Source organism: Nostoc foliaceum FACHB-393 (assembly GCF_014698505.1).
Lineage (GTDB): Bacteria > Cyanobacteriota > Cyanobacteriia > Cyanobacteriales > Nostocaceae > Nostoc > Nostoc foliaceum_A.
This window is the reverse complement of sequence record NZ_JACJTD010000032.1, coordinates 12,254-38,659: the sequence shown is the minus strand read 5'-3', so window position 1 is coordinate 38,659 and position 26,406 is coordinate 12,254. Positions and strand designations below refer to the sequence as shown.

The 26,406-nt window shown below is 42.6% G+C and carries 19 protein-coding genes; 10 read left to right on the top strand and 9 right to left on the bottom strand.

Going from position 1 to position 26,406, the window contains the following annotated elements; genetic code table 11:
• Positions 1-146: 146 nt before the first annotated feature.
• Positions 147-1,052 (bottom strand): S66 peptidase family protein, encoded by a 906-nt coding sequence (locus tag H6G92_RS23440; protein WP_190896265.1) that lies wholly within the window; start codon positions 1,050-1,052, stop codon positions 147-149.
• Between the two features lie 118 nt (positions 1,053-1,170).
• Positions 1,171-1,698, bottom strand: coding sequence for a CDP-diacylglycerol--glycerol-3-phosphate 3-phosphatidyltransferase (pgsA, locus tag H6G92_RS23435; RefSeq protein WP_190896263.1), 528 nt, complete (start codon positions 1,696-1,698; stop codon positions 1,171-1,173).
• Positions 1,699-1,869: 171 nt separating this feature from the next.
• Here pgsA and H6G92_RS23430 point away from each other — a divergent pair, with 171 nt between their 5' ends.
• A complete protein-coding gene (locus H6G92_RS23430) occupies positions 1,870-3,306 on the top strand; it encodes an aspartate ammonia-lyase (RefSeq protein ID WP_190896261.1) in 1,437 nt (478 codons plus the stop codon).
• A 132-nt stretch (positions 3,307-3,438) separates the two neighbouring features.
• On the opposite strand, the gene H6G92_RS23425 is transcribed toward H6G92_RS23430, so the two are convergent.
• On the bottom strand, positions 3,439-6,186 hold the full coding sequence (locus tag H6G92_RS23425) for a cation-translocating P-type ATPase (RefSeq protein WP_190896259.1): 2,748 nt from the start codon (positions 6,184-6,186) through the stop codon (positions 3,439-3,441).
• Positions 6,187-6,362: 176 nt separating this feature from the next.
• On the opposite strand from H6G92_RS23425, the gene H6G92_RS23420 reads away from it, so the two are divergent.
• The 8 genes from H6G92_RS23420 (at position 6,363) to H6G92_RS39660 (ending at position 12,440) form a co-directional block, all read left to right on the top strand.
• Positions 6,363-7,445: an ATP-binding protein gene (locus H6G92_RS23420; RefSeq protein ID WP_190896257.1), complete on the top strand. Its 1,083-nt coding sequence runs from the start codon at positions 6,363-6,365 to the stop codon at positions 7,443-7,445.
• A gap of 73 nt (positions 7,446-7,518) precedes the next feature.
• Entirely contained in the window at positions 7,519-8,490 is a 972-nt protein-coding gene (locus tag H6G92_RS23415) for a DUF362 domain-containing protein (protein ID WP_190896256.1), read from the top strand.
• Positions 8,491-9,457: 967 nt separating this feature from the next.
• A complete protein-coding gene (locus tag H6G92_RS23410; RefSeq protein ID WP_190896254.1) occupies positions 9,458-9,646 on the top strand; it encodes a hypothetical protein in 189 nt (62 codons plus the stop codon).
• Positions 9,647-10,048: 402 nt separating this feature from the next.
• The gene (locus H6G92_RS23405) at positions 10,049-10,561 is read left to right on the top strand and encodes an inorganic diphosphatase (RefSeq protein ID WP_094349222.1); all 513 of its coding nucleotides are present in this window, start codon (positions 10,049-10,051) and stop codon (positions 10,559-10,561) included.
• Positions 10,562-10,697: 136 nt separating this feature from the next.
• Positions 10,698-11,081: an aspartate 1-decarboxylase gene (gene panD / locus H6G92_RS23400; protein ID WP_190896252.1), complete on the top strand. Its 384-nt coding sequence runs from the start codon at positions 10,698-10,700 to the stop codon at positions 11,079-11,081.
• 11 nt (positions 11,082-11,092) lie between these two features.
• Positions 11,093-11,995: an MBL fold metallo-hydrolase gene (locus H6G92_RS23395; RefSeq protein WP_190896250.1), complete on the top strand. Its 903-nt coding sequence runs from the start codon at positions 11,093-11,095 to the stop codon at positions 11,993-11,995.
• A 29-nt stretch (positions 11,996-12,024) separates the two neighbouring features.
• Positions 12,025-12,252, top strand: coding sequence for a hypothetical protein (locus H6G92_RS23390; RefSeq protein ID WP_190896248.1), 228 nt, complete (start codon positions 12,025-12,027; stop codon positions 12,250-12,252).
• Entirely contained in the window at positions 12,249-12,440 is a 192-nt protein-coding gene (locus H6G92_RS39660) for a plasmid stabilization system protein (RefSeq protein ID WP_242059286.1), read from the top strand. The genes H6G92_RS23390 and H6G92_RS39660 overlap by 4 nt, the downstream gene beginning before the upstream one ends.
• A gap of 371 nt (positions 12,441-12,811) precedes the next feature.
• Here H6G92_RS39660 and H6G92_RS23380 read toward each other — a convergent pair whose 3' ends face one another.
• The 6 genes from H6G92_RS23380 to H6G92_RS41360 form a co-directional block, all read right to left on the bottom strand.
• The gene (locus H6G92_RS23380) at positions 12,812-14,026 is read right to left on the bottom strand and encodes an HhoA/HhoB/HtrA family serine endopeptidase (RefSeq protein WP_190896246.1); all 1,215 of its coding nucleotides are present in this window, start codon (positions 14,024-14,026) and stop codon (positions 12,812-12,814) included.
• Positions 14,027-14,367: 341 nt separating this feature from the next.
• Positions 14,368-15,690 (bottom strand): D-alanyl-D-alanine carboxypeptidase, encoded by a 1,323-nt coding sequence (locus H6G92_RS23375; RefSeq protein WP_190896244.1) that lies wholly within the window; start codon positions 15,688-15,690, stop codon positions 14,368-14,370.
• A gap of 419 nt (positions 15,691-16,109) precedes the next feature.
• Positions 16,110-17,180, bottom strand: a complete 1,071-nt coding sequence (locus tag H6G92_RS23370) for an LOG family protein (RefSeq protein WP_190896242.1) — start codon at positions 17,178-17,180, stop codon at positions 16,110-16,112.
• 329 nt (positions 17,181-17,509) lie between these two features.
• Positions 17,510-20,410: a pentapeptide repeat-containing protein gene (locus H6G92_RS23365; protein ID WP_190896240.1), complete on the bottom strand. Its 2,901-nt coding sequence runs from the start codon at positions 20,408-20,410 to the stop codon at positions 17,510-17,512.
• Positions 20,411-20,633: 223 nt separating this feature from the next.
• Positions 20,634-20,873, bottom strand: coding sequence for a hypothetical protein (locus H6G92_RS23360; RefSeq protein WP_190896238.1), 240 nt, complete (start codon positions 20,871-20,873; stop codon positions 20,634-20,636).
• A gap of 46 nt (positions 20,874-20,919) precedes the next feature.
• Positions 20,920-22,689: a pentapeptide repeat-containing protein gene (locus tag H6G92_RS41360; protein WP_190896236.1), complete on the bottom strand. Its 1,770-nt coding sequence runs from the start codon at positions 22,687-22,689 to the stop codon at positions 20,920-20,922.
• A gap of 533 nt (positions 22,690-23,222) precedes the next feature.
• Here H6G92_RS41360 and H6G92_RS23350 point away from each other — a divergent pair.
• The gene (locus tag H6G92_RS23350; RefSeq protein ID WP_190896234.1) at positions 23,223-26,234 is read left to right on the top strand and encodes a zinc-dependent metalloprotease; all 3,012 of its coding nucleotides are present in this window, start codon (positions 23,223-23,225) and stop codon (positions 26,232-26,234) included.
• Positions 26,235-26,406 lie beyond the last annotated feature (172 nt).

The following is a 26,406-nucleotide window of genomic DNA, read 5'->3' as shown; positions in this document are numbered from 1 at the left end:
TGAATAATCACCGCAAGCGTTCAAACATGTAATACTTTACACTATCTATAGTTTTTTATATGGGAATGCTACCAAAATAAACTTCTGATATAGTCATTTACTCTGAGGTTTTAAAACATTTAACCGGAAGCGAATCTGATTTTAACTTAATATGGATGCGCGATCGCTAATATCCCCGCATCCCCATCTAAAGTTACCTCTACACCCACTGGTAAAGCTGCATTGGGGTTATTATGACCAAAAGGTAAATCAGAAACAACAGGAATACCCAGATCACCCAAGCGATCGCGCAATACTTCTTCTACACTAAAGCTAGATACAGTTGGCGGCGCTTCGCAGCGACTAAAACCGCCCAAAGCAATACCGCAGACTTGTGACAAAGCACCGCTCAAACGCCACTGCGTCAGCATCCTATCGATGCGATAGGGTGCTTCTGTAACATCTTCTAACGCCAGAATTACACCATCCAGATGTGGCAGGATTGGTGTAGCTAAAAGGTTAGTCGCAACCGTGAGATTACCTGGCAATAAAGTGCCATTAACAACCCCACCACCCCACCCGCAACCTTTGAGAGGAGCGAGAGGGCGACCCTCTACCGAATCGAACAATCGCTCAATTGACCAATCTGGCTCATCTAACAAGGTCGTCAGCACGGGAGCGTGAACGCCGGAAATGCCTACTGTATAAAGGCTCCATAACAGGGCTGTGATATCAGAAAAGCCTATGAGCCACTTTGGAAACACTGAGTTTGCTTGCCAATTCCAATCTTCTAGAATGCGGGTGCTGCCAAAACCGCCTCTAGCACAGAGAATACCGCGACAATCAGGATCTTGCCATGCTGCGGCTAATTGCTGACGGCGGTTTTCATCTGTTCCGGCAAGATAACCCCATTTGTCATCTATCTGAGGACTGATTTCTACTCGATAACCACGCGATCGCCAAATTTCTATACTCCGTTCAAATGCCTCAAATTCTCGCAAAGCACCACTAGGGGCAATTACTCGTAGTAAGTCTCCAGGTTTCAAAGGCGGTGGTAAGATTGGGGATGGCATGAAAATATTTAGGGGTGAGGGGAGACGCGATGAATCGCGTCTGTACAAGGGGTTAAGAATAAAGACTATACCTCAGAACTCCGATCAAATTTTATTGAATAATTTTTCAAATTACATACTATACTGTCGTTTCATTAGTCCTAACTTTTTGCGGTATCAGGTAAATACCCCCAGAAATTAAAGTTAGGGCGACAGAAATCCAAAAAGCAATTACAGAGGGTGTTTGCCAAACTTCACCCAAAGGCGCAATTAAAAGTGCGATCGCAACTATTTGACTAACAGTTTTGAGTTTACCCCAAATATTTGCCCCGGTAATCGTCGTTTGATTTACCCGCCAACCAGCGATCGCTAATTCTCGCGCTAAAATCAAAAACACTCCCCAAGCTGGCACTCTTCCTAGTTCAATAAAAACCAGCAACGGTGCAAGTACCAGAAGTTTATCCACTAAAGGATCGAGAAATTTGCCCAATTCGCTAATTTGGTTGAGTTTCCGCGCTAAATAGCCGTCTAACCAATCAGTTAATGCAGCAACGAGAAAAATCGTTAAACATATCCACTGCGCTTGAGGTGTGGGATTATATAAACCGTAAAGCAGAAATGGTATTCCCAATAGACGAGAGAAGGTAATCCAGTTGGGTATGGTCATAATAATTCGTAATTCGTAATTCGTAATTCGTAATTCATAAATCAAACTTCAAAATTAACGAGTGTAAAGCAACAAGCAGCCAAGCAAATATGCAAAATCTATGCAGATTAGTGTATCTGAGTGTGGCTGCATGGGAAAATCTGTTTTCTGTAGCTCTCTTAAAACAATACTATGACTGAACACACAGACTCTCAATTCCGCATCGAACGCGATTCGATGGGCGATCGCCAAATTGCTAGTAGCGTTTATTACGGCATTCAAACACTTCGGGCAATCGAAAACTTTCCCATTAGCGGCATAAAGCCTCTAGCTACTTACGTAGATGCTGGATTAATCATTAAAAAAGCTACAGCAATTGTGAATGGAGAACTAAATTGCATTCCCCAAGATATTAGTCAGGCGATTGTCCAAGCAACTGATGAAATCCTGGCTGGGAAGTTCCGAGATCAATTTGTTGTCGATGTTTATCAGGCGGGTGCTGGAACATCCCACCACATGAATATCAACGAAGTTCTCGCAAATCGCGCCTTAGAAATTCTGGGTGAAGAAAAGGGCAATTATAAACTTGTTAGTCCCAATGATCACGTTAATTATGGGCAGTCTACCAATGATGTGATTCCTACTGCAATTCGGATTGGTGGATTATTGGCATTATCCAAGACATTACACCCAGCAATAGATGGTGCGATCGCATCTTTAGAAAACAAAGCTGTAGAATTTCAAGATATCGTCAAATCTGGCAGAACCCACTTACAAGACGCTGTACCTGTGCGTTTGGGCGAAAATTTTCGGGCTTGGGCACAAATCCTCACAGAACATCAAAACCGGATTTACACCGCCTCTGGTGATTTGATGGTGTTGGGTTTGGGAGGTAGTGCAGCTGGAACAGGGTTAAATACTCATCCTTTGTATCGCGCCCGTGTGGTAGAAGTTCTTTCAGAATTGATTGATACTCCTTTAGAACCTGCACCCCATCTTATGGCAGCCATGCAGAGTATGGCCCCATTTGTAAATGTTTCCGGTGCTTTACGCAACCTAGCACAGGATTTAGTCAAGATATCTCACGACTTGCGACTGATGGATTCGGGACCAAAAACAGGCTTGAAAGAAATTCAACTCCCTCCAGTGCAACCCGGTTCTTCAATTATGCCAGGGAAATATAACCCCGTGATGGCAGAGATGACATCAATGGTGTGTTTTCAGGTGATGGGTTACGACAGTGCGATCGCATTAGCCGCACAAGCCGGACAATTAGAATTAAATGTGATGATGCCACTAATTGCCTATAACCTAATTCACAGCATCGAAATTCTCGGCAATACCATCGCTGCACTCACCGAACGCTGTATTGAAGGAATCACAGCAAACCAGGAACGTTGTTTAGCTTATGCCGAAGGTAGTTTAGCCTTAGTAACCGCACTAAATACCCACATTGGTTATTTAAATGCCGCAGCTGTCGCCAAAGAATCTTTAGAAACTGGTAAATCCCTGCGGCAGATTGTCTTAGAACGCGGATTGATGAATGAGGCAGAATTAGCCTCAGTGTTAAATCTAGAACAGATGAGTGCTATCTTACCTCTGAGTCGAAAATCAAAGCAGATCGATTAGTGTCAATTTTTTTTAATGTAGACGCAAAGCGGCTTGCCGCAGGCTACCACAGAGGCGCAGAGTACACAGAGAGAAAAAACCTCTCATAACTCTGTGTTCTCTGCGTTCTCTGCGGTTCGTTTTTGGCTGGATTTAATTTGGCGGATCAAAACGATTTACTACTGTAGCCCACAAAATCATTGGTGAACCAACTGCTAAACAAAACAACCACTGTTGCAAGCTTAATGGTGCTGTTTCAAAAACTTCATTAATTAATGGCACATGAGCAAAAATAATTTGCAAAATAATTGCCCCTAAAATTCCAAAGCCAATGGCGGGAATATCAACGTTATCTTTAATTGTGCCGTCCATCTTGGCAATCAAATTCGGGATTAATTGACTAATACTCAATAAATAGAATATCCGTCCAGCAATGAGAGCGTTAATCGCCATTGTTCTCGCTAAATCAACATTACCCGTAGTTTGGCGGATATATTCAAATACTCCAAATATGACAATCCAATTAAATAGAGAAATTGCTAAAATTCGTTGCAACCGACTCCCTGAAATTAATGGTTCATTAGGATGTCGGGGTGATTGTTGCATGATGTTTTGCGCCTTTGGCTCAAAGGCTAAAGGCACTGTCATAGTAATAGAATTGAGCATATTGAGCCACAGAACTTGTAAAGATAAAATTGGTAAATCTCTGGCTAGCAATGTGCTAATTAAAATTGTCATTGATTCACCACCGTTGACAGGCAAAATAAAGCAAATTGCCTTGAGCAGATTTTTATAAACTGCTCGTCCTTCTTCTATAGCAGCTTCAATGGAGGCAAAATTATCATCGGTAAGCAGCATATCTGCGGCTTCTTTGGCAACTTCTGTACCAGCACCACCCATTGCAATCCCAATATCTGCTTGTTTTAAGGCTGGTGCATCGTTGACACCATCTCCTGTCATGGCAACGATTTCACCTTTTGATTGCAAAGCTTCGACTAAACGTAGCTTTTGTTCTGGGGCGACACGGGCAAAGACTACACCTTCTTGGGCAACTTGGGCGAGTTCTGTTTTATCCATTTTTGCTAGTTCTGCACCTGTGAAAGCCAGAACTGAGCCATTTTTGTTGATACCCATGCGATAAGCGATCGCCTGCGCTGTGACAGCATGATCGCCAGTGATCATTTTGACCTCAATTCCCGCTTCCTGGCAGGCTTGTACTGCCTTAATAGCACTCTCACGCGGCGGATCGATCATTCCCTGCAAGCCGATGAAAATTAACCCGGTATCAATATCTGAATGATCTAGGGTATTTTGTCCATCGGGTACTACTTTTTTCGCTAAAGCTAATACCCGCAAGCCTTGCCTTGCCATAATATTAACTTCTCGCTCGATGCTGCTTTGCCGTAATGTTTCTACACAATCTAACGGGCGAGATTGTCCATCAGTGTTCAACATCAGGGTGCAGCGCTGAATAATTGCCTCGACTGAACCCTTGACATAAATAGTCTTACCTTGAGGTGTGGCGTGCAAAGTTGCCATGTATTGAAAGTCTGATTCAAAGGGAATCGCATCCACCTTTAGCATTTGCTTAACTAAGGTAGGCTGACTAAAGCCTGCTTTATTTGCTGATGCAATTAATGCCCCTTCTGTGGGATCTCCCATTACTACCCACCTACCATTCTTCTTTTCTAAATGGGAATCGTTACACAATAAACCTGCGATTAAACATTCTTGTAAACCTTTATGGCTGTTGAGGTTCACGGGTTTGTCATCTATCAGGATTTCACCTTCGGGTGTGTAACCGATACCAGTGAGAGTATATTGATATCCCCCGGCATAAATTGCCTGTACTGTCATCTGGTTTTCTGTCAAAGTCCCAGTTTTATCAGAGCAAACAACAGTTGCACTTCCCAAGGTTTCCACGGCTGGTAATTTGCGGATAATGGCGTTGCGTCGCGCCATCCGAGAAACACCTATGGCTAGTGTAACTGTCACGACTGCTGGTAATCCTTCAGGAATCGCACTGACTGTTAAAGTAACTGCTGCTTCTAAAGCTTCTTCAAAACCTCGAAAGCTTAATCTCACTACAAAGCAGAGGGCTGCTAATCCTAAGACCATATACAGCCAATTCTGGCTAAATTTATTGAATTTTCTAGTTAAAGGAGTAGAAATATCTGTGTGCTGCTCCATTAACTGAGAAATTCGCCCTGTTTCTGTGGCATTCCCTGTGGCAACTACAACACCAGTACCTTGCCCAAAGGTAACGAAGCCACCCGCATAAGCCATATTTTTGCGCTCGGCGAGAGCGGTATCTGGCTTTAAAATTTGAGTCTTCTTTTCTATCGCTACAGATTCACCAGTCAGGGCAGATTCATCTATTTGTAAATTTTTAACTTTAATTAACCGTAAATCTGCTGGGACTTTATCACCAGAAGTTAGCATTATAATATCTCCAGGCACTAACTCACCAGAAGCAATGCGTAATTTTTGACCATCACGAATGACAGTTGCTTCAGTGGTAATTGCTTTGGCGAGGGCAGCGATCGCACTTTCGGCTTTCGATTCTTGAATAAATCCAATGATGGCGTTGGTGGTAGTCACCCCCCAAATAACACCAGCATTCACCAAGCTGCCAGTTAGCGCCTTTACTAAACCCGCACACAACAAAATAATCAGCAGTGGTTGGTTAAATTGCAGTAAAAATTTTAACCACCAAGGTTTGCTTTTCTTGCCTGTGAGTTCGTTTGCTCCCACTTTTGTCAATAAGTGTTTGGCTACTACACTACTCAAACCATTCTCAGCATCACTATGCAAGTGAGCGATCGTTTCAGAAATTTCCAAAGTATGCCAAACGGTGAATTGCTTTTCTTGGGGTGCAATGGGAGATGCTGCCTGTACCATACATATTCCTTAAATTTAGTTTTAAATAAGTTTTAGCACTAAATTTAAGTGCTAAATATAAACAAGCACTAATAAAAACTGACTATTATCATAATTACTTTCAATGCTTGCTCAGTAGTCACGCAAGTGGGTATGCTTGCCGTTAGGTGAAGATTAAAACCAAGGGCAAAAACTAGGTGAATTTGGATTTGTCTACTCCTTTACAATTGGTTGGGCGATCGCTAGAATTTCAGCGAATTGTCGAAGTACTAGCCCAAGATGGAGACTTGCTGATTACTGGCGTACCTGGTAGTGGGCGACGAACTTTAGTGCGAGTGGCTGCTCAAGAAGTTGGTGCGATCGTCTTAGAGATAGACTGCATCCGCGCTACAGATGGAGAGCGATTTATCCTACTGCTAACAGAGACAATTAGCCAAAACTGGGAAGCAGCACAAATTCAAGACTGGGTAAGCAACTTTGGCAAAGAGTTTTTTGTCTTTCATCCAGAAGGCAAACTTAAGTCATTGCGTTCCCTGAACCAAAAGCAGTTATGGCAAGCATTTGAAATTTTGCTCAATTTGCTCCAAATTATGGCTATTGCTTTAAATAAGCGGGTAGTGCTAATTTTGCAGAGTTTTCCGCACATTCGCTCTTGGGATCGTAATGGTTTGTGGGAAGCCACATTCAGACGAGAAATCAATGTACAAAGTCATGTTAGCTACGTCTTAGTAGCAACGATCGCTGAAATCAGCCATCATCCAGATGAGACAAACTATCCCCTAGAAACTATACAGTTAGCCCCCTTAGCTAGTGACGTTTTAGCATTGTGGGCGAGGGAGATATTGCATATACAAGGAATGAAATTTGATTCTCGCTCCCAAGCACTGCAATTATTTTTAGATGCTGTCCAAGGACACATTGGCGACGCAATGGCAATAATTCGCCGCTTACAAACTTTTTCTTATCCTGATGGGTTAATTAGTGAAGCAGCAGTGCAGCAGGCAATAGAAGGATTGCTTAAAGACTTATCTTTAGTTTTTGAATCTTTACTCATGTTATTGCCAGCAAATCAGGTGCATCTTTTAGAATCTTTGGCTTTAGATCCTACAGATAAACCACAAAGTAAAGAATATATTCAAAAACATGGTCTTTCAAGAGGTGGTAGCCTTCAGGGATCGCTAACTGGATTACAGCACAAAGGTTTAATTTATAGTGCTGAACAGGGTTATCAACTAGCATTACCTTTATTGGCCTTGTGGTTGCGGCAGAGGTTAATCTAGTACGCGAGATTTTAGAGAATTGGTATAAATAGGAAGATAGAAGAATATCTTCATTACTGATAATTTATTATCCATGCAGACTCAAAAATCATCTGTCAGTCTCATTCGGGCTACATCTTATGAACGAGAGGCTTTACGAGAATCTCTAGTCACACTGCTGGAACCTTTTGGAGGAATGGCAGCATTTGTGAAAAAAGGCGATCGCGTTTTACTCAAACCAAATCTACTTACAGGGACGCGTCCTGGTAAAGAATGTATCACCCGTGCCGAACTAGTTTACGAAGTTGCCCAGATGGTAATTGAGGTTGGTGGTAAGCCATTTTTGGGCGATAGTCCTGCTTTTGGAAGTGCCAAGGGCGTAGCAGTAGCAAATGGCTATCTGCCTATCTTAGAAGAACTCAATCTTCCTATTATCGATTTTCATGGTCAGCGTTACCAAACCGTCAGTGATAATTTTAACCATCTGCGGCTGTCTAAAGAAGCAATGGAAGCAGATGTAGTGATTAACCTACCGAAAGTGAAATCACATATGCAATTGACATTAACACTGGGCGTAAAAAACTTATTTGGTTGCGTCCCCGGCAAAATGAAAGCTTGGTGGCACATGGAAGCTGGAAAAGACGCAAATAGATTTGGCGAAATGTTAGTAGAAACAGCCAGGGCAATTAACCCTAACTTAACCATATTGGATGGCATAATTGGTCATGAAGGAAATGGCCCCAGTAATGGTGAACCTCGCCAGTTGGGCATTTTAGCAGCGGCATCAGATATATTTGCTTTAGATCGAGCGATGGTAGAAATCCTTAATGTTCCTCCTGAACAAGTGCCCACAGTTGCAGCTTCCCAAAGGCTAGGAGTTTGTCCAGAACTTGCTGCCATAGAGTTTCCGCATTTAAATCCTGACTTATTAAAAATAGAAGATTGGCGGCTACCCGACAAGTTAATGCCCATCGATTTTGGTATGCCTCGCGTAATTAAGTCTACGTTTAAGCATCTTTACACCCGATTTATTAAAGAACCAATGAGTGTTTATGGAAGGGAGTAGAGAGTGTGGGAGATAAGGAGCATAACTATGCCCAATATACCCAATCCCTAATTTACAAGTGCAAACTTCGTTACAGCAATTTTATTTATTAGCAGAGTAATCTCTAATTACCCTCCGATTGCTTAACCAGACCGCCCTATTATATTTAGTGGCGGTTTTTTTAGTTGATTAATTTGTTATAAAATTTACCGTTTTAGATTTTGATTTATCCAAAAAGTTATACAGATTTAGAATCTGGAAATTGGGTATTTTGCTCAAAGATGAGTCAAGTTTAACGATAAGCCTCTACGCTACCTTATAAAACATTTTTACTCTACCTATATATAGATTGACAAAAATGCTGTGATATTACATAGATTTGAAACTTTAAATTCTTAAATATTTGTTTAGTGGTATCACTGAATCTATGCTGCACAACACGGATAATGTATCTGTATTTATTCGGTAGCTATCATTGGTTACAAAAATCATTCCTGCCATTTCTTCTCTGGTGGCAAATATCTTTGTGTATAACTACTGTATAACAATTAAAAGCACTGAGAGATATTCAGTGCTTTTGCGGTTTTGTGTCCTGTATCACAAATTAGTAATTCCAGTAAAATGACCTTATCAAAGGCGTTGCAGGATGTTATAATCATGAAGAATAGAACAAATACATTTTGCTAATTAATCTTTAAGCAGCGAAAAAATGTAATTTATGATGCTGTTAAAGTGAGTTTTGCGTATGCAAGCAGTTACACCATACAGAGAAACATATGAAAATATTAATTACAAAATAAAACATGATTTGTCTACTTGTAACTTTGTATTAAGAACTCTATGTATAAAAACGCTGTTATGACAGTTGCAAAACTGGTTTAGATTGTAGAATGCTACACATTTTACAATCTAAAAATAGCTAACATAGCATTAAGGCTCTCGTTCAGAGAGTAGACCTACACAGTGATACGAAAAACGTCAATTTTGTATGAATTCAAATAGCCAGTCTGCCAATTCTTCCGACACATATTCCCAACGTTTGGCAGACATTGTGGGAACTGCGATCGCTCTGTTGACTCTTACCCTACCCGTATTTGTCATCGCCCACTATTCTTCAAGTGATGTCCAAAATAACCAGCAACCCCTGATCCAAAACCTACAAGGAAGGAAAGATTGATAAAGCTTCCCAGTAGCATTTCACCAGCAGGAGAGCTACAAACAGGAGAGAACTGATTTTTAGATAACCTCTGTAAATGTGGATGTAGTTGCTCAGGCATAAGCTGAATCTGTATTGTGTGACTCCAGATTTCAGTTGTCTTGACAGAGTAGACGCAGAAATCAAGGGCAGGAGAGAATAATACCCTCTTGGAAAAAGCGTTGCGAAGTTTATTCGCAACGCTTTTTCCATTTTTTGGCTAATTCAAAAAAATACGGTATAGGTTATAGGGCAATACGCTTGGGTTAAGCAATGCTGTGGAATGAATACCTTGGGAAGAGATCCATATTGCCCTAAAATTCTACACGGGGAGCGAAGCTGACTGAGTGCCCCCATAATTCATTGTTATCAGAGGAGTTTTTTGTGGACTTATCTCGTATTCCTGCCCAACCGAAACCGGGTCTAATCAACGTTCTGATTGAAATTACTGGCGGAAGTAAAAATAAATACGAATACGACAAGGAACTAGAAGCTTTTGCTCTAGACCGAGTACTTTATTCCTCGGTACAATATCCATACGACTACGGCTTTGTACCCAATACCTTGGCTGATGATGGCGATCCCCTAGATGGTATGGTCATAATTGACGAGCCAACCTTCCCAGGCTGCATTATTGCTGCAAGACCAATTGGCTTCTTGGAGATGATTGACGGTGGCGATCGCGATGAAAAAATCCTTTGTGTTCCTGACAAAGATCCACGCTACACTCAGGTAAAATCCCTGAAAGACGTAGCACCACACCGCTTAGATGAAATTGCCGAATTTTTCCGTAGTTATAAAAATTTGGAAAAAAAGGTGACAGAAATTCTCGGTTGGCAAGATGTGGATAAGGTTGCAGCTTTAGTAGAAAAATCCGTCAAAGCTTATAGAGGATAATAGAGGAGTTAGGAGTTAGGAGTTAAGAGTTATAAATTTTTATTCCTAACTCCCGTACAGACGCGATTAATCGCGTCTCTACTCATTACTTTCGCTTGTCACGGATTTTAAAATCTGCCACCAACCCCAAACCCAAATGCAGCGTACTCTCCTTTTGGCAAAAATTCATAACTGCACCCTCACAGGGGCGAATATTAACTACGTGGGTAGTATCAGCATCGATGAAATCCTTTTGGAAAAAGCTGGTATCTTACCCTATGAGCAGGTGCAAGTAGTTAATAATGCCAACGGTCAGCGCTTTATTACCTATGCGATCCCGGCTCCAGCCCATTCAGGAGTAATTGAACTAAATGGGGGTGCGGCACGTCTAGGCATTATTGGCGATCGCTTGATTATAATGACTTACGGGCATTTCACTCCAGAAGAGTTAAAAAGTTACTCTCCTACAGTAGTCATTGTGGACGAAAAAAACCAACTCTTAGAAGTGCGGCGCTACGATGACTTGCTTAGTAAGGTCTAATTTCAAGGAAAATGTCAAATTTTGAGTTGTCGGGTTCCCAGAGCTACATACCTGAAAAGTCAGCTACCATGCCAAGTAGTCCAGCAGGCGAATTTCTAGTGGAATTTTGGGGTGTAAGAGGTTTGATTCCTACCCCAAGTAGCAACACCAACCGTTATGGTGGTAATACCGCTTGTGTAGAAATGCATGTAGCTGGAAAACGCTTGATTTTTGATGGCGGTACTGGCTTACGCATACTGGGTAAAACTTGGCAAGAACTGCAACAGCCACTACAAGCCCATTTATTTTTTACCAACTGCCAATCAAATCGGATTCAAGGGTTTCCCTTTTTTGCTCCCGCATTTATTCTGGAAAATTGTTTCCATATTTACGGCACAGCTGCCTCAAATGGAGCCTCAATCAAACAATGTCTGTACGACCAGATGCTCCAACCACACTTTCCTTACCCTTTACAGGTAATGCAGTCGGAATTGCAATTTTACAATCTGACTCCAGACAGTAACGTGAAGTTAGATGATGTGATTATTACAACCGCATTAATCAATCAAACTCAGAGGTCAGTTGGTTACCGAGTTACTTGGCAAGAGTATAGCGTTGCCTACGTCACGGATTTGCACCAGAATGCCGATCAAGTGGAGCGAGAGCGGATTTTACAGTTCATTCAAGGCGTTGACTTGCTGATTGCCAATGCCACTTACACTCCCCCTACCTCTCACAACCATGACTCTGCTGATTTACTCTGGCAAGCTGCGGTCAATGCAGCCCTGAATGCTGGCGTTAAACGGCTAGCCATTTCTCATCATCACCCAGATGACCATGATGATTTTCTTGATCAGGTTCAAGTCGATATTAAATCTGCCTTTCCTGAAGCAATAATAGCTCATGAAGGTTTAGTATTAAGTGTTGCTAAGTAATTTAGTCTTCTTAACATTTTGAAATAGTTATGAGTAATCTCGATCAAGTGCTAGAAGACGCTTTGCAACTTTCCTCCGAACAGCAAGAAATGCTGATCAAGATTTTACAAAATCGTCACCACGAAAACCGTCGTGCAGAAATAGCTGTAGATGCCCAACAAACCCTAACTGATTTCCATGCAGGTAAATTTCTGCATCAGTCAGCGCAAGATGTTATTGCAGAATTACGCCAGTCTTTAAATGAACCAGAGAAATGAGACTGCTGGTTTTGACTCCAAAATTCAAACGAGCATTGCGTAAGTTTGTGAAGCGAAATGCTGAACTCCAGCAACGCATTGAAGACACTCTTCAACAAATGGAAGCAGATGTATTTGCCCCAGCATTAGGCACTCTACAAACTGAGCGGCAAACTCGACGGTCTTCAGTCCTGCTCTTGCGGCTATGATTGTCGTGTTGTTTTCTCCATTGAACTGGATGCAGAAACGAATACTGAAGCTATTGTTCTGCTCGACATCGGAACGTATGATGAAGTTTATCCCTGTTCTGTCACTCTCCGAAAAATTTTGCCATTTCTGAATTCTAGAGCTTTTGTATAGCAGGCGTTTGCGCGATTATTTTCTAATAACAAATACAAGACCAAATTTTTTCTAATAGTATAGCTTGTATTGATTGCCTCATCGGGCTTCTAGCGATCGCCCTCCCGGAGAGTGACAAAAGCGGGTTATTAACTATCTGATAATATCACTACACGCGCTTTGGGCACAGCATTGCTGTACCCCTACTATGTCCACACAATTAAAATTGGCTATATTGCCCCTACGAAGCATTTTGCAACTCGGCTGTGCGGACTGAAAGCTGCTGTGTCTGATTACCTCGTTGCACTTTCACCTGTAATACTTGACCAAGACGACTGTCTTCCACAACATTCTGCAATTGTTCAGCACTGGTAATAGCTTTACCATCAACTTGAAGAATTACATCCCCGCGCCGGATACCCGCAGATGCAGCTGGAGAATTGGGAACAACTCGCATGACAAAAACACCATTAATTTCTGGTATTTGAATAGGAGAGTTAGGATCAGTGTTATTTTGCTTGGCAAGATCGGGTGTCAAAGTTAGCATTTGCACACCTAGATAGGGGTGAGCGACTTTGCCATCACGTTGCAATTGGGCTGCGATCGCTTTAGCTTTATCAATAGGAATTGCAAACCCAATACCCATCGCGTCAGGACGAATGGCTGTGTTAATGCCAATCACTTCACCTTGGCCATTCAATAGTGGCCCGCCAGAGTTACCAGGGTTAATGGCAGCGTCTGTCTGAATGAAATCTAAGCGTTTGTCACTAATGCCAACTTGGGCGCTGGAACGTTTGAGGGTACTGACAATTCCCAAGGTAACGGTGTTATCAAATCCCAAAGGATTACCAACTGCGATCGCCCAGTCTCCTACCTGTACATTACTAGAAGAACCCAAGGGTGCGACTGGTAAATCGTTACCAGCGTTAATTTTGACTACTGCCAAATCTGTGACTTCATCAATACCTTGAACTTTCCCTTCAAAGGTGCGCCCATCTTTGAGTCGGACTGTTACTTTATCAGCCTTATCGACCACATGAGCATTAGTCATAACTAAGCCGCTTTTGTCAATAATGAAACCTGAGCCTAAACCGCGTAACTGTTCAGAAGGCATCTGTTGAGGCAAACCCTCACCAAAAAACCGACGGAAAAACGGGTCTTCAAAAAATGGATCAACGCGACGAGTAATTGTCCGCTCAGTATCAATCCGAACAACTGCTGTGCCAACACGATTCACTGCTGCTGTGACAAAGCTAGTGCTACCGATCGCAGCAGTGGCTGGTGATTGCCGTTGGGCAATCAGTTGTGAAGTATCTCCAGTAGTTACTAGGGGTGCTGGTTCGGCTTGGGAGGGCAACACTTGCAATGTGCTAACGGTTAGTAGCACTCCTAGCGCGATCGCTAAAACATGAGTACTGAGTTGACGTAGAGACCGGGATGATTTGGGAAATCGCATAATCACAACCTAATTTATAAGCCTAATTGTTGCTTAGTCGTGACAAATCTATTTACAGTTATTTTTACAAAATTGACGTTGGCTTTTTACTTGGGGTTTCGCCTGCTCTTTCCAATAATGGGGTTAGGGCATTTTGCGAACTACCTGTAATCAACTTAATGTAAAATTTAACCCAAAAGCTATTATGGACATTTACCCTTTACAAGTTCGGTTTTTACCCATTAATAAAACTTTTGGATTGCTAATAAGAATATACCTTTCAAAGTAGTGACACCGATAAAAAGGAGATAGGGGATAGTGGATACCCATGCTCACTGTTGGTTCAAAACCTTGTCAATGAACTAACTTTTGAATAAAATTTCATTCCGACTGGCTGCGCCTAACTGAGGTAAAGAGTTGATGGCTGAGTGGGGAGTGAGATTAGTGGGAACAGTTGGAGGGACTTGTAATTGTTGGACAACGCGTTGCAGTAGTTGGTCTTGTCCAGTCCGCAAACCCCAGAGATTTGTCCCACGGTTGATAATAGCAAACCAAACCAAACCGCGATCGCGTGTGGGCATTACTCCCGCTAAAGCACTGACATCCCGGAGAGTACCAGTTTTGATCACAGTAGCGGCGGGAATGTGTCTGGCGTGTAGTGTCCCCCGGTGATCAAATCCAGACATGGGGAACAAGTCAGCCAGATTCAGTTGATGGGCGGCTGCTTCACCTTGAATAGCCATCAACATGGCACAAGCAGCTCTGGGGGAAATGCGATTTTCCTGTCCCAGTCCAGAACCATTGATTAACTGAATTTCTACTTGTGGTACTCTAGCAAGGTTAGCAGCAGTTGATTGGACTACAGTTGCTCCTCCCACTGACTCTGCCAGCATCTCTGCCATATCGTTGTTACTATAAACATTCATTTCCTTGATTAGTTGCTTCAAGGGTAATGAGCGATGACGCAGTAACAAGATTTGTTGAGCGTTGGGTTGCATTGCAACTTTGACAGCGCCCGCAATCACGACTTGAGGCTTGGGTGTTCCCTTAGGCATGATTGAGTGTGTATAAACAGCGGGGCGACCCCAAGTAGCACGATTTAGTGTTTGCTTGAGCATTAGACCCGCCAGCATTGGCTGCCGTTGGAAATTCATGGCAAAACTGCCGTTAATGATCAAATTTCCCTTTACCTGCTTGATACCCATTTGATTAAGAGTATTACCAAGAGCGATCGCTTCTTCCCAAACAAACAAAGGATCGCCACCGCCTGTAATCACCAAATCGCCCTGCACAACCCCTTTGACTATTGGGCCAGTAACACTCACCAAAGTATCAAATTGGTAGTCTGGCCCCCAAGTTTTCAAAGCAACTAGTGAAGTAGCAATTTTGGTTAAAGAGGCAGCCGGCAGAGGTGTCGTCCCTTGGTGATTTGCCATCAGCATCGGCCCCGACTGCATCCAAATTCCCTGACTCTCAGCCAGATTTTGTGCTATCAGTTTCGATGTTACTAGCTCTTTCAGATATTTCTGCACCGTAGTTGCCCCAGTTGGATTTGGATCAGGAGCAAGAACCAAGCCAGGACTACTTTGCCAAGTCAAAGCATCTAAGGCATCTAGAGGCTTGATTTGTACCCCGGCCATCTCCAGCCAAAGCGACACCAAACCTGAACCCAATAATTCCAGCATGTTTTATTCCTCTGTTAGGATCTGATACGTTGTTTATTGTGCTAATATACAAGCTTTTTTACGATAATCAGTATTGAGTCATAATAGCTGGTGTTTTTCTCATCTGGAAGTAGGATGAATAATATTGTTTTCGTACCTGCTTTGACAATGCCAAAATGCCCATTGCTCATGAAGAGAGACGCATGGAAATAAAAAATCTCCAACTGAGGCAATCATATGAATTAGTTATGATAAAAGTTTATGGACAAGGATGAGGCGATCGCATCTCATCAAAATAGTTCTGAAAAAGATAATTCGCAATTCGTAATTGAATTAGTTAAGGAATCATATCCCAACTAATTATAGACCAGCAGTTTTAAAATTTAGTCCGGGACTCAAACCCGAAAATTACGAATTACGAATTACGAATTAGTTAATACCTACTTTCTTTCTGGATGTGCTGCATCCTCTGGCGAAAGAATACCCATCTGGTTAATTGTGGCAATCATCTGATATAAGCGCCCCAAGTCGCGTTGATTAAAGTACAAAATGAGCCTGGGTAATTCAATAGTTTCATCTTGTGCTTCTTGAGGTAATGCCTGACTTTTTTCAATCCGTCCTTGAATAATAATGTCGCTGAAATCAGCATTGAGTTGCTCTACCTGAGCGTCTGATATATCTGTCTTCAAGCGGATGACTAACTGATCGGCTACATATCGACAAGAGTGATAAACTTGGTAAAAACGAGTAATGGCATCACAAGCCACATCCAAGTTGTCTGTCACCGTGTAAAGGCTGGGATCTTCAGGGCTGACAAGACCATTTTGCACTAGTTGCTTATCAATATATTCGCTCCAAGACCGCCAGTAATCGCCACCAGGGTGGTCAATTAAAACTAGAGGTACTGGGCCAAATTTACCAGTTTGGCTTAATGTCATACATTCAAAAGCTTCATCTTGCGTACCGAAACCTCCTGGAAACAAGGCTACAGCATCACTTTCTTTGAGGAGAAATAGCTTGCGGGTAAAGAAATATTTGAAGTGAATTAACTTGGGATCTCCTTCTATAAAAGGGTTTGCTTCCTGCTCAAAGGGTAACTGAATGTTTAATCCAAAGGAATTTTCTCGCCCAGCCCCTTCGTGTCCCGCCTGCATGATTCCACCGCCGCCGCCGGTCATCACCATAAATCCTAATTGAGAAACAGCGCGAGCAAACTCAAGGGCCATTTGGTACTCTGGTGTATCTGGCGCTAGACGAGCAGAACCAAAGATGGTAACTTTGCGAACGTGTCGGTAATCATAAAATAGCTGGAAACCGCGCTCCATATCTGCTAACGCAGCCGATAAGATTTTCCAATCGAGACGCTCAATTTCACTATCAGCTAGGCGAACAATAGTAGCAAGTGCTTGCTGAATAAATTGCCGATTTTTTAATGTCGGTAAACGAGCGATCAATTCAGCGATATCCGCCTGTAAAGACTCTAATGTGTCAAACGACGCAGATGAGGTCATGAGAACTGCCGCAACAATGGCACTATATTTTACGTGAATGACTCACACTCTAGCAAGCGGGATATAGCCCTCTGATGTGCAGTTAGCATTCTCAGAACTGGCTTTGAGGTAGTATTGATCATTAGTCAAGCTCAGATCCCCATCTTTTGAGATTGAAACTCAAAAGGTGGTGTTAAAATCCACCAATTTTAAGGCTTTTGGCTCTAACTACTTGTGGGGTGGGGTCTCGCCCACCCGTAACCGAAGGTACCCATATTACCCACCGCACAAGATTAGATAATTTATTTGTTGGAAATCCCTAAATCATTCTCCCTAGCTCCCACCTCTTCTCAACTCAGACCCAACTTTTGTTTTAAGGCTTCTGGCACATTCCTGGCTGTATCCAGCCATTTGACATCTTCCCATATTGTATTTTCATCCCAACGGATATCTCCAAACAATTCATCGCTGAGGTTTGCATCAATGAGGTATACCCAGCTAAGATTTGCGCCGCTGAGGTTTGCACCGCTAAGGTCTGCACGGCTGAGGTCTGCACGCCTAAAGCTTACGGGGCTGAGGTTTGCGTCGCTGAGGTTTGCGCCGCTGAGGTTTGCAGCACTGAGGTTTGCAGCGCTGAGGTTTGCAGCGCTGAGGTTTGCAGCGCTGAGGATTGCGCCACTGAGATTTGCACCACTGAGATTTGCACCACTAAGGATTGCGCGACTGAGGTTTGCACCACTGAGGTTTGCACCACTGAGGTTTGCACCACTGAGGTCTGCTCGGCTGAGGTTTGCATCACTAAGGTTTGCACCACTGAGGAATTGCCCAACTACACTATTAAAAGTTCCAAGGTGAAAGCAATCACTATAGTTAATGATGCAAAGTAGTTGGTCTGGCCAAGGAATTTTGTGTGCTTGACCAGATGGATAAAAGGTAATTTTGAGAGTATCGCGCCTTTTAGCATAGCGGTGCAACTCCAAAAGCAAAATCATTACATTCAAGCCTGCATAAATATCCACCTGTCGCAGACCTAGCTTTTGAATTCTATACTTTTGCAACTGTCGCAGCTTTTTCTGGGGCAAAACCTCTTCCGCAGAGTCAATAAATTTTCCCTTACACCAGTCACCGTAAAACTTTTCTAAGCGTTTAAATAACTGCTCCCAAGGGAAATCTTGATTTTCAGTCAGCAACCCTATCAAATACTCTACAATTTCTCTTGTGAGTCTGCCAAAACCAAGCAAATCATAAATTTGCCAATTCATTTGAGCTTCGGGAATAACTAGTTGTCTTCCGTCTTCTGTTTCGTAGTATTCTGTCCAAGCTTCCAGGCGTAATTTTAAGCATTCGGCAAAGATAAATTCGCCAAAACTCTTATAAAAAAACTCAAATCTACCCTCTTGTTTATCAGCAGGGCGAATGTAAAAAGCAGCTAAAGCTGTTTTGAGAGCTTCGTCATCCAGAATTAAGCCTGTTGCTGTTTCGTCGTCTTGTAAACGTGCTTTTAACATTGATATTGAAGCACATTCGCCTTGTAGCTGCACAACACAAACAGCTGCTTCTCTGATAATACGTTTTAAATCTTCGGGCTGCTGTCTAGTTATATCAGGATTTAAATCAAAGAATCTAGTCCCATATCGTTGAGAACTCTCTATTTCAGAACGCTGCTTTTTCAGTACCCAGTTTAAAACCTCTTGGTAAATTACGATTTTAGTTTTCTGTTGGTTTGGTTGCTCTAATTTCCCATCTCGATACATTGCCGCTAACAAATAAAGTAAGAGCGGCTCTTGGGCTAATTCTTTCACCTCAGATGGACATTTATCACTTTGTAAAAACTGCCCAAAGGCTGCGGTTTTTCCTTTATTGGCTGGTAATTTTTCCCACTTATCTAACCATTTTTGTTGCAGTTCTCCATCCATTTCGGCAATTTCCACCCGCTCTAAATTGCGAGGCAAGTGATGGATACCTTGTAAAGACATCGATCTACCAGTAATTAATACCCGATGTCCCATCTCAGGGTAACTTTTACACTTCTGCTGAAATCCAGAGACTTGTTTGATAAATGCTTCTAGATTGAGGTTGGTTCTAGCCTCAATATGCAATTCATCATATGCATCAAGGATAAACAAGAAACGGGTGTTTTTATTCGTTAACCAGTTTTCATCATTTTGAATAAAATTAATTTTCAGTTCTGCTTTTAAAGTGTTTTCTAAATGCGATTCAAAGGAGTCTAGATCCCGTAATCGAATCAAAATTGGTATCAAACTGGGATACAAATGCTGCCGCACCCAATCAGAAAACATCCGACAGAAGAAACTTTTGCCTCTTCCTGGACCTCCTTGAACAAACATCACTTGTTCTAGGTTATCTGGATTTAAGAGAATTTCCTCAGCCCATTCTTTTAAATAGAAGGAGTTTGCTTCTTGATCTATCTCACCATTTCTATCTACAGGCTTGGCTTTTAGGGGTACGTAAATATCTTTAAATGAGAAACTCTCGTCAAAAACTGGCTCTAAAAACTTGCTAGCAATATGAGTTTTTAGGTATCTATCAATGCTAGAGAACTTTTCCTGTTCTGTCTCCCATTCTCCAAAAGTAATGGGAATTTCTTGGTTGAGAGGGGCACCTAACTTGATCCAGGCTTTACATATGTACCGACGAGTGTTCCAAGCTACTCTTTCGGTGATGAAATCCAGGTTAGCTTTGGGGATGTTTGCTGCTGCTAACCGTGCCAATAATACTTGATTAAATGCTTTGGCTAATTCTGATTCATGGAAACAGATTACAGCATTACTTGCACTTTTATCATCTAATTTAACGTCATTGAGTTTTTGTAGTTGTTTGGTGAGTGTTTTATTAATATTAAGGTCAGTATCCCAGTTAATAGATGGATATAAGGATAAAATTTCTTCGACACTTTCTAAATAAGCAGCTTGACAAACTATAGATACACAGTTCTCAAGAGAAGGGTTTTGTTTAGTTATGTCACGGGAAAACTCCAGCAAGGTAATTCCAAGCGGCACGAATGACAAACCAGCACCCACCACCTGCGCTAAGGGTGAACACAACACATCTAGCAGTGAAGATGAATTTTGTAACAGAGGTTTCAATAGTTCTATACTGGCACCTTCTTCTTTAAAAGTTTTTGCGGCTTCTAAAACTGCCTTGCCAGTCTCAACTGTGTTGTTCAGACTCTCTGCTACTGAGAACGATTGCTGAAAGCTTTGCCAGATTTGCGATAAACGCTTGTTCATTCGCTTATGCTCCTAAATTTCTAATTATCTAGAGGCTAGCGATTTTAGAATTCATGGAAAGTAGCAAGAATGACGAACTGCCTAAGCGCAGAGAAGCCAGTGCGCCCTTGCGGTTCCCTGACTTATAGCAACTGGCGCGACACGGAAGAAGAGAAGAAGCGATCGCATCGTGCTAATAATTAGACATTTGCTGTTTCTGAGTTCATTATTCAAGCTGAAATACTCATAAATGGTGTTCAGAACTCGGAAGTTGTTGTTCGGAACTCGGAAGTTGGTGTTCGGAACTCAAAAGTTGGTGTTCGGAACTCGAAAGTTGGTGTTCGGAACTCGGAAGTTGGTGTTCGGAACTCGAAATATGGTGTTCGGAACTCGGAAAGTCGTGTTCGGAACTGGGAAAGTCGTGTTCAGAACTCGAAAGGTGGTGTATGAGAATAACGAACCGCAAAGTGCGCAAAGGACGCAAAGAATAAAAATGTCAACGCGTCCCCATGTCCCCCTATCCCCTTATCTCAATTCAGCCCCAGTTCTTCCTTCAACGTCTCTGGCATATTAACTGCTGTCTCTAATCCCCGCACACCTTCCCACTGCTGCTTTTTACCCCAGGTCATTTTTTCCAAATTGGCGTCGCTGAGGTCAGCACCACCCAGAATGGCATAACTTAGGTTGCTGTAGCTGAGATTCGCGCCGTTGAGAATAGCACCACTGAGGTTACTGCCACTGAGGTTAGCACTGTTAAGGTTGGCATGGCTGAGGTCTGTGCCAAAAAGGATAGCGTCGGTGAGGTCGGCACCACTGAGGTCGGCTTCGCTAAGAATCACCCCGCTGAGGTCGGCTTCGTTGAGGATTACCCGACTCAGGTCTACGCCACTGAGGTCTGCGCCTAAGAACATTGCGCCGTTGAGTCTGGCATCATTAAGCTTGGCACCGTTAAGTTTGGCATAGCTGAGGTCAGCGGCGATGAGGACGGCATCACTAAGGTTGGTACTGAAAAGAATTGTGTCGCTGAGGTTCGTACCGTTGAGGATGGCGTGACTCAAATCAGCACCACTGAGGTCGGCACGACAGAGGTCGGCATGGTTAAGGTTGGCGCTGCTGAGGTTGGCTTCACTTAGATTCGCACCGAAAAGGATGGCGTTACTTAGGTCGGCATGGCTAAAGTTGGTGCTGCTGAGGTCGGCGCGGTTGAGGTCGGCGCGGTTGAGGTCGGCGCGGCTAAGGTTGGTGCTGTTAAGGTCGGCGCGGTTGAGGTCGGCGCGGCTAAGGTTGGCACAGCTAAGGTTGGCACCGCTGAGGTTGGTGCTGCTGAGGTCAGCACCGCTGAGGTTGGCACCACTGAGATTTGCACCGCTGAGGTTGGCATCGCCGAGGTTGGCACCGCTAAGGTTGGCACCGCTGAAGTTTACACCAGTTAAGTTAGCATCGCCAAGATAAGCAAGGCTTAGGTCAGCACCTCTAAAGTCTGCCCCGGTGAGGTTGGCATCGCCCAGGTAAGCATTCCGAAAGTTGCCGCCTTTAAGGAATTGCCCGACTATACTACTAAAATTACCAATTTCCAGGGCATCACTATAGTTGATGATCCGCAGCAGTTGAGATGTGAAAAAATTGTCTGTGTCTGGTTGAGCAGATGGATAGAAGGTGATTTTTTGTTTGAGTTCATCTTGATCTTGGGCGTAGCGGTGTAACTCTAACAGTAAAATTAATACGTTCAGCCCTGTATATATGTCTACCTGTCTCAGCCCGATCGCAATATTTTGTGCCGCTAACTTTAATCTTGTTTTCTGAGGTAGGTTATCATCTGGTGTCCCATCGATAAATTCACCCTGACACCAGCGACGATAAAAATCTTCTAACCGCCAGAAAAGCAGTTCTGGGCGAATTTTTTTACCAGTCACTACCAATTCCATTACTTGGTTGACTATTTCTGGTTTCAGCGCCCCATTGCCCAGTAAATCATAAATCTCTTCGTGCATCTGGCGATCGCACACTCTCAAGCAGAACTCTGATGGTAGTGTGCCCGATGTCTGATCACCTATCTTAGAAGTCAAACTGCTCCTTGATATTGTCCATTTTTCTAAGCTTTCTTGCAGCCTTTGAGACCATAAATCTTCCTGGAAATTATTTTTAGCCAATTTAACGCTTTTGTCTGGTTCTTTAATACTTTTTCCTAGAGGCAAAACTGCTTCAGTTCCCATAGCTGTGGTCTTTGACATCTCTTGCAACCTTATATCCTTCACATAATTTCTCAGCAGTTGCCAGACTTGAGATAAATATGTTGACATTTTTGTGTCCGTTGTTACATTTAAATTACTGTTTTGATAATCCTGAATTAAAAATTTTTCTGTGCTAATTTGCTTATCATTGTCAAAAATTAATAGTATCAATAAATACTACACGAAAAATAACATGCGTTGGCGATGTCTACAATTGACTACACCGACGGCGTTCCTGGAGGGAGGCTTATCGCTAACTCGTAGTAACCTCAAGCTTCTTCTGCTGATGCAAATAAAATGTCATCGGCAAAATTCTTTTAAAAATCAAGTAATTTTCCTATTTGGGCTAATTTGTTATACTTTTTTCTCAACATATTTACTAATCTGATGTAAAAATAATACTTACTCTTTGTAAGAGACGGAATTATTAGGAAAAATCTTACTGTACAACAGCGTAACAAAGTTGAAAAATGGCAACTAAAATTAAAGTCTAAAGTTTGGTGCTTGATATCAAGCATCTGAGAAAATCGGCAAAAAGTAGGCTATATAGCTTTGCAAAAGTTAAAAATTAACTACGGGATAGTTATTGGGGGATTGATGCGATGAACAACAGATTAACTTTTTATATGATTTTGTTACATAGTTTGTTTTTAGGAATAGCAACGGCTAGCGCCAAGTCACCGTCTGTTAACATTGGTACAGAGTTATCAGCGAAGCATAAGGCTGTACGGGTTGTCGAAGCTGTAGTTACAGCCAGAAGTGGAGAGAAATCCAATAGTAAGTTAACGATAGGAACTTCTTCAACGAAAATCTCAGAGTTATCGTCAAGGAATATCAATATTCCCCAGAAACAGAGCCTACCTTCAGGGCAAGTTTGGGTAGTTAATAAAAATAAAGACGTACAGCCTCAACCGTTTATTTGGGTAGTAAAAGACCTAAAAAAAGTAGGACAGCAACCATTTTTACAAGTTGCAAAACCCCCAGAAAAGCCTAAACCTAGCAAAACACCAACAACAAAGGATGAGTTAGAAGCCTTTGACGAAGTAATCAAAGACACCCAAAAGTCAGGGGGTTTGTTTACCCTTTATCGCAATAAAGAAAAGAATAAAATTTATCTAGAAATTAAGCCAGAGCAACTCAATAAAAATTACCTAGCTACGGCAACTCTGGAATCGGGCATTGGCGAACGAGGTATTTACAGTGGTATGCCTCTGCAAGATTTTTTATTTTATTTCCAGCGGGTCGATGATAAATTAAACTTCGTCATCCGCAATGTTAATTTTCGCACTCGTGAGGGAGATCCTCAAGTGCGATCGCTAGCCCGGTCTTTTAGTGACTCTGTTCTCTACAGCATTTCTCTTAAAAGCATTCATCCAGAACGCAAAACCCTTCTCATCGACTTGGGAGATTTGCTACTCACAGACTTGGCTGGATTGTCTGTAAGTTTAGGAGTCCCAGGAAGCACAGACCAGTCTTATTTTGGTACTGCTAAAGCGTTTCCCCAAAATTTAGAAATTGAATCAGTTTTAAATTTCTCTGGTGGTACTGGCCGTGACAGTGAAATAGCAAGCTTTGCGTCGCTAGCTGATAACCGTGGCTTTACCCTGCGCGTCCACTACAGTCTCTCCCAACTACCAGATAAAAATTATCGCCCGCGCCTTGCTGACGATCGCGTCGGCTATTTCATCACCGCCTACCAAGATTTATCCAAAGACGATCGCGGCGATTCTTTTGTCCGCTACATCAATCGCTGGGATTTAGAAAAACAAGAGCCAAAAGCAGTAATTTCTCGCCCCAAAAAACCGATTGTGTTCTGGATTGATAACGCTGTGCCCTTAGAGTACCGCGATGCCATGAAAGAAGGTGTCCTGATGTGGAACAAAGCCTTTCTCAAAGCGGGATTCAAGGATGCAATTGAAGTCCGCCAAATGCCAGATGATGCCACATGGGACCCAGCAGATATTCGTTACAACACGATTCGCTGGATCAACACAGTCGATGGTTATTTTGCAATGGGGCCATCCCGCGTTAACCCCTTGACTGGAGAAATTTTGGATGCAGACATTCTCGTAGATGCTAGCTTTGTGCGGGTACTCAAGAGTGAGTATCGCAAAATCGTCCAACCCAGCCAAACAGAAAATCGCACCACTCTATCAGCTTTGATGCAAAATCGTCTACTTTGCGCTAATGGTTTAGATGCAAAAAACAATGGTGTACCCCAGCAAATGCAAGGGCAACAAGGGTTGTTGAATCGTTTATCTAAAATGGCTGGCGAGTACGATTTATGCTACGGGATGGAAGCTGCTAACCAGTTTGCCCTTGGTTCACTGGCGATGTCTCTGCTGCCAGATACTATGGCCACTCCAGACCAGTTGAAAGAATATATCAATCAATATTTACGTTTAATCATCGCTCACGAAGTTGGCCATACTCTTGGTTTGCGCCATAACTTCCGTGGTAGTACACTGCTATCACCAGACGAGATGAATAATACCGAAATTACCAAAACTAAAGGTCTGACAACTTCGGTGATGGATTATATTCCCCCAAATATTGCCCCTCAAGGGACAAAACAGGGAGATTATTTTCCCAATATGGTGGGGCCTTATGATGAGTGGGCGATTAAATATGGCTACATACCAATTCAGACATCAACTCCCATAGCAGAAAAGCCGATTTTGGAAGAAATTGCTGCACAATCCCATAAGCCAGAATTGAGTTATTCCACTGATGAAGATGTCTATGACCTTGACCCCACAGCCGATGCTTGGGATAACAGCGGCAATGTCCTGCTTTATTCTCAGTGGCAGTTGAATAATTCACGGGTGATGTGGGAACGTCTTGATAAGCGTTACCCAATGGCTGGTGATAGTTACAGCGATGTGAGCGAACGTTTTAGTACAGTATTGGGTAACTATTTCCAGCAAATATATTACACCACAAAATATATTGGGGGACAGTCTTTTTATCGCATCCACCCTAGCGAAATCACATCTGGAGTTAACCAACAGCGATTACCATTTAAACCGGTACCAGTTGAAGAACAACGGCAGGCTTTAGAAACGCTGCAAAAATATGTATTTGCAGAAGATGCCTTGAAGTTTTCACCAGAACTACTGAATAAATTAGCTCCTTCCCGTTGGCGACACTGGGGTAGTTCTCCGCAAGTTGGTCGTTTGGATTTTCCAATTCATGACTTGGTGCTGTTGATGCAAGGTTCTGTGTTGCGGGATTTACTCTCAGGCGATCGCCTCTCTCGCCTCAAGGATATTGAACTGAAAACCAAGCCAGAAAATGCATTGACTCTGCCGGAACTATTTGACACTTTGCAGTCAGGTATCTGGACAGAAGTAATCAAACCAAAAGGTCAACCAATGAAGATTGCCAGTTTGCGGCGAGGCTTACAGCGGCAATACCTGGATATTTTGACTGGTATGGTGTTGCGAAAAGAATATGTTCCAGAAGATGCTCGCACTCTGGCTTGGTATAAACTCAGACAACTAAATGATAAACTCAAGGGGGTTAATTCCGAGGATGAATACACCAAAGCGCACTTACTAGAAACGCGCGATCGCATCGAGAAAGTCTTAAACGCGCCATTGCAAGCGAATTAAAAAAGTTAGGAGTTAGGAGTCAATATTAAAACTCCTAACTCCTAATTCTTCTTCTCCCATTATGATGTGGAAAGGGAGGAAACTCCAAAACGCTTAAATCGTTAGCAATTAAGACTTTCAGCGATTTCAGCATCAAGTTTATATATAAAAAACTCAAAATGAGGCAGCAGAT

Excerpts from the sequence above, each read along its gene's own strand:
- H6G92_RS39660 (WP_242059286.1), top strand. The coding sequence starts at position 12,249 with ATGAGACTGCTGGTTTTGACTCCAAAATTCAAACGAGCATTGCGTAAG.
- H6G92_RS41360 (WP_190896236.1), bottom strand. The coding sequence starts at position 22,689 with ATGTCAACATATTTATCTCAAGTCTGGCAACTGCTGAGAAATTATGTG.
- H6G92_RS23350 (WP_190896234.1), top strand. The coding sequence starts at position 23,223 with ATGAACAACAGATTAACTTTTTATATGATTTTGTTACATAGTTTGTTT.
- H6G92_RS23415 (WP_190896256.1), top strand. The coding sequence starts at position 7,519 with ATGCAGACTCAAAAATCATCTGTCAGTCTCATTCGGGCTACATCTTAT.
- panD (WP_190896252.1), top strand. The coding sequence starts at position 10,698 with ATGCAGCGTACTCTCCTTTTGGCAAAAATTCATAACTGCACCCTCACA.
- H6G92_RS23375 (WP_190896244.1), bottom strand. The coding sequence starts at position 15,690 with ATGCTGGAATTATTGGGTTCAGGTTTGGTGTCGCTTTGGCTGGAGATG.
- H6G92_RS23390 (WP_190896248.1), top strand. The coding sequence starts at position 12,025 with ATGAGTAATCTCGATCAAGTGCTAGAAGACGCTTTGCAACTTTCCTCC.
- pgsA (WP_190896263.1), bottom strand. The coding sequence starts at position 1,698 with ATGACCATACCCAACTGGATTACCTTCTCTCGTCTATTGGGAATACCA.
- H6G92_RS23440 (WP_190896265.1), bottom strand. The coding sequence starts at position 1,052 with ATGCCATCCCCAATCTTACCACCGCCTTTGAAACCTGGAGACTTACTA.
- H6G92_RS23410 (WP_190896254.1), top strand. The coding sequence starts at position 9,458 with ATGAATTCAAATAGCCAGTCTGCCAATTCTTCCGACACATATTCCCAA.
- H6G92_RS23430 (WP_190896261.1), top strand. The coding sequence starts at position 1,870 with ATGACTGAACACACAGACTCTCAATTCCGCATCGAACGCGATTCGATG.
- H6G92_RS23395 (WP_190896250.1), top strand. The coding sequence starts at position 11,093 with ATGTCAAATTTTGAGTTGTCGGGTTCCCAGAGCTACATACCTGAAAAG.
- H6G92_RS23425 (WP_190896259.1), bottom strand. The coding sequence starts at position 6,186 with ATGGTACAGGCAGCATCTCCCATTGCACCCCAAGAAAAGCAATTCACC.
- H6G92_RS23365 (WP_190896240.1), bottom strand. The coding sequence starts at position 20,410 with ATGAACAAGCGTTTATCGCAAATCTGGCAAAGCTTTCAGCAATCGTTC.
- H6G92_RS23370 (WP_190896242.1), bottom strand. The coding sequence starts at position 17,180 with ATGACCTCATCTGCGTCGTTTGACACATTAGAGTCTTTACAGGCGGAT.
- H6G92_RS23380 (WP_190896246.1), bottom strand. The coding sequence starts at position 14,026 with ATGCGATTTCCCAAATCATCCCGGTCTCTACGTCAACTCAGTACTCAT.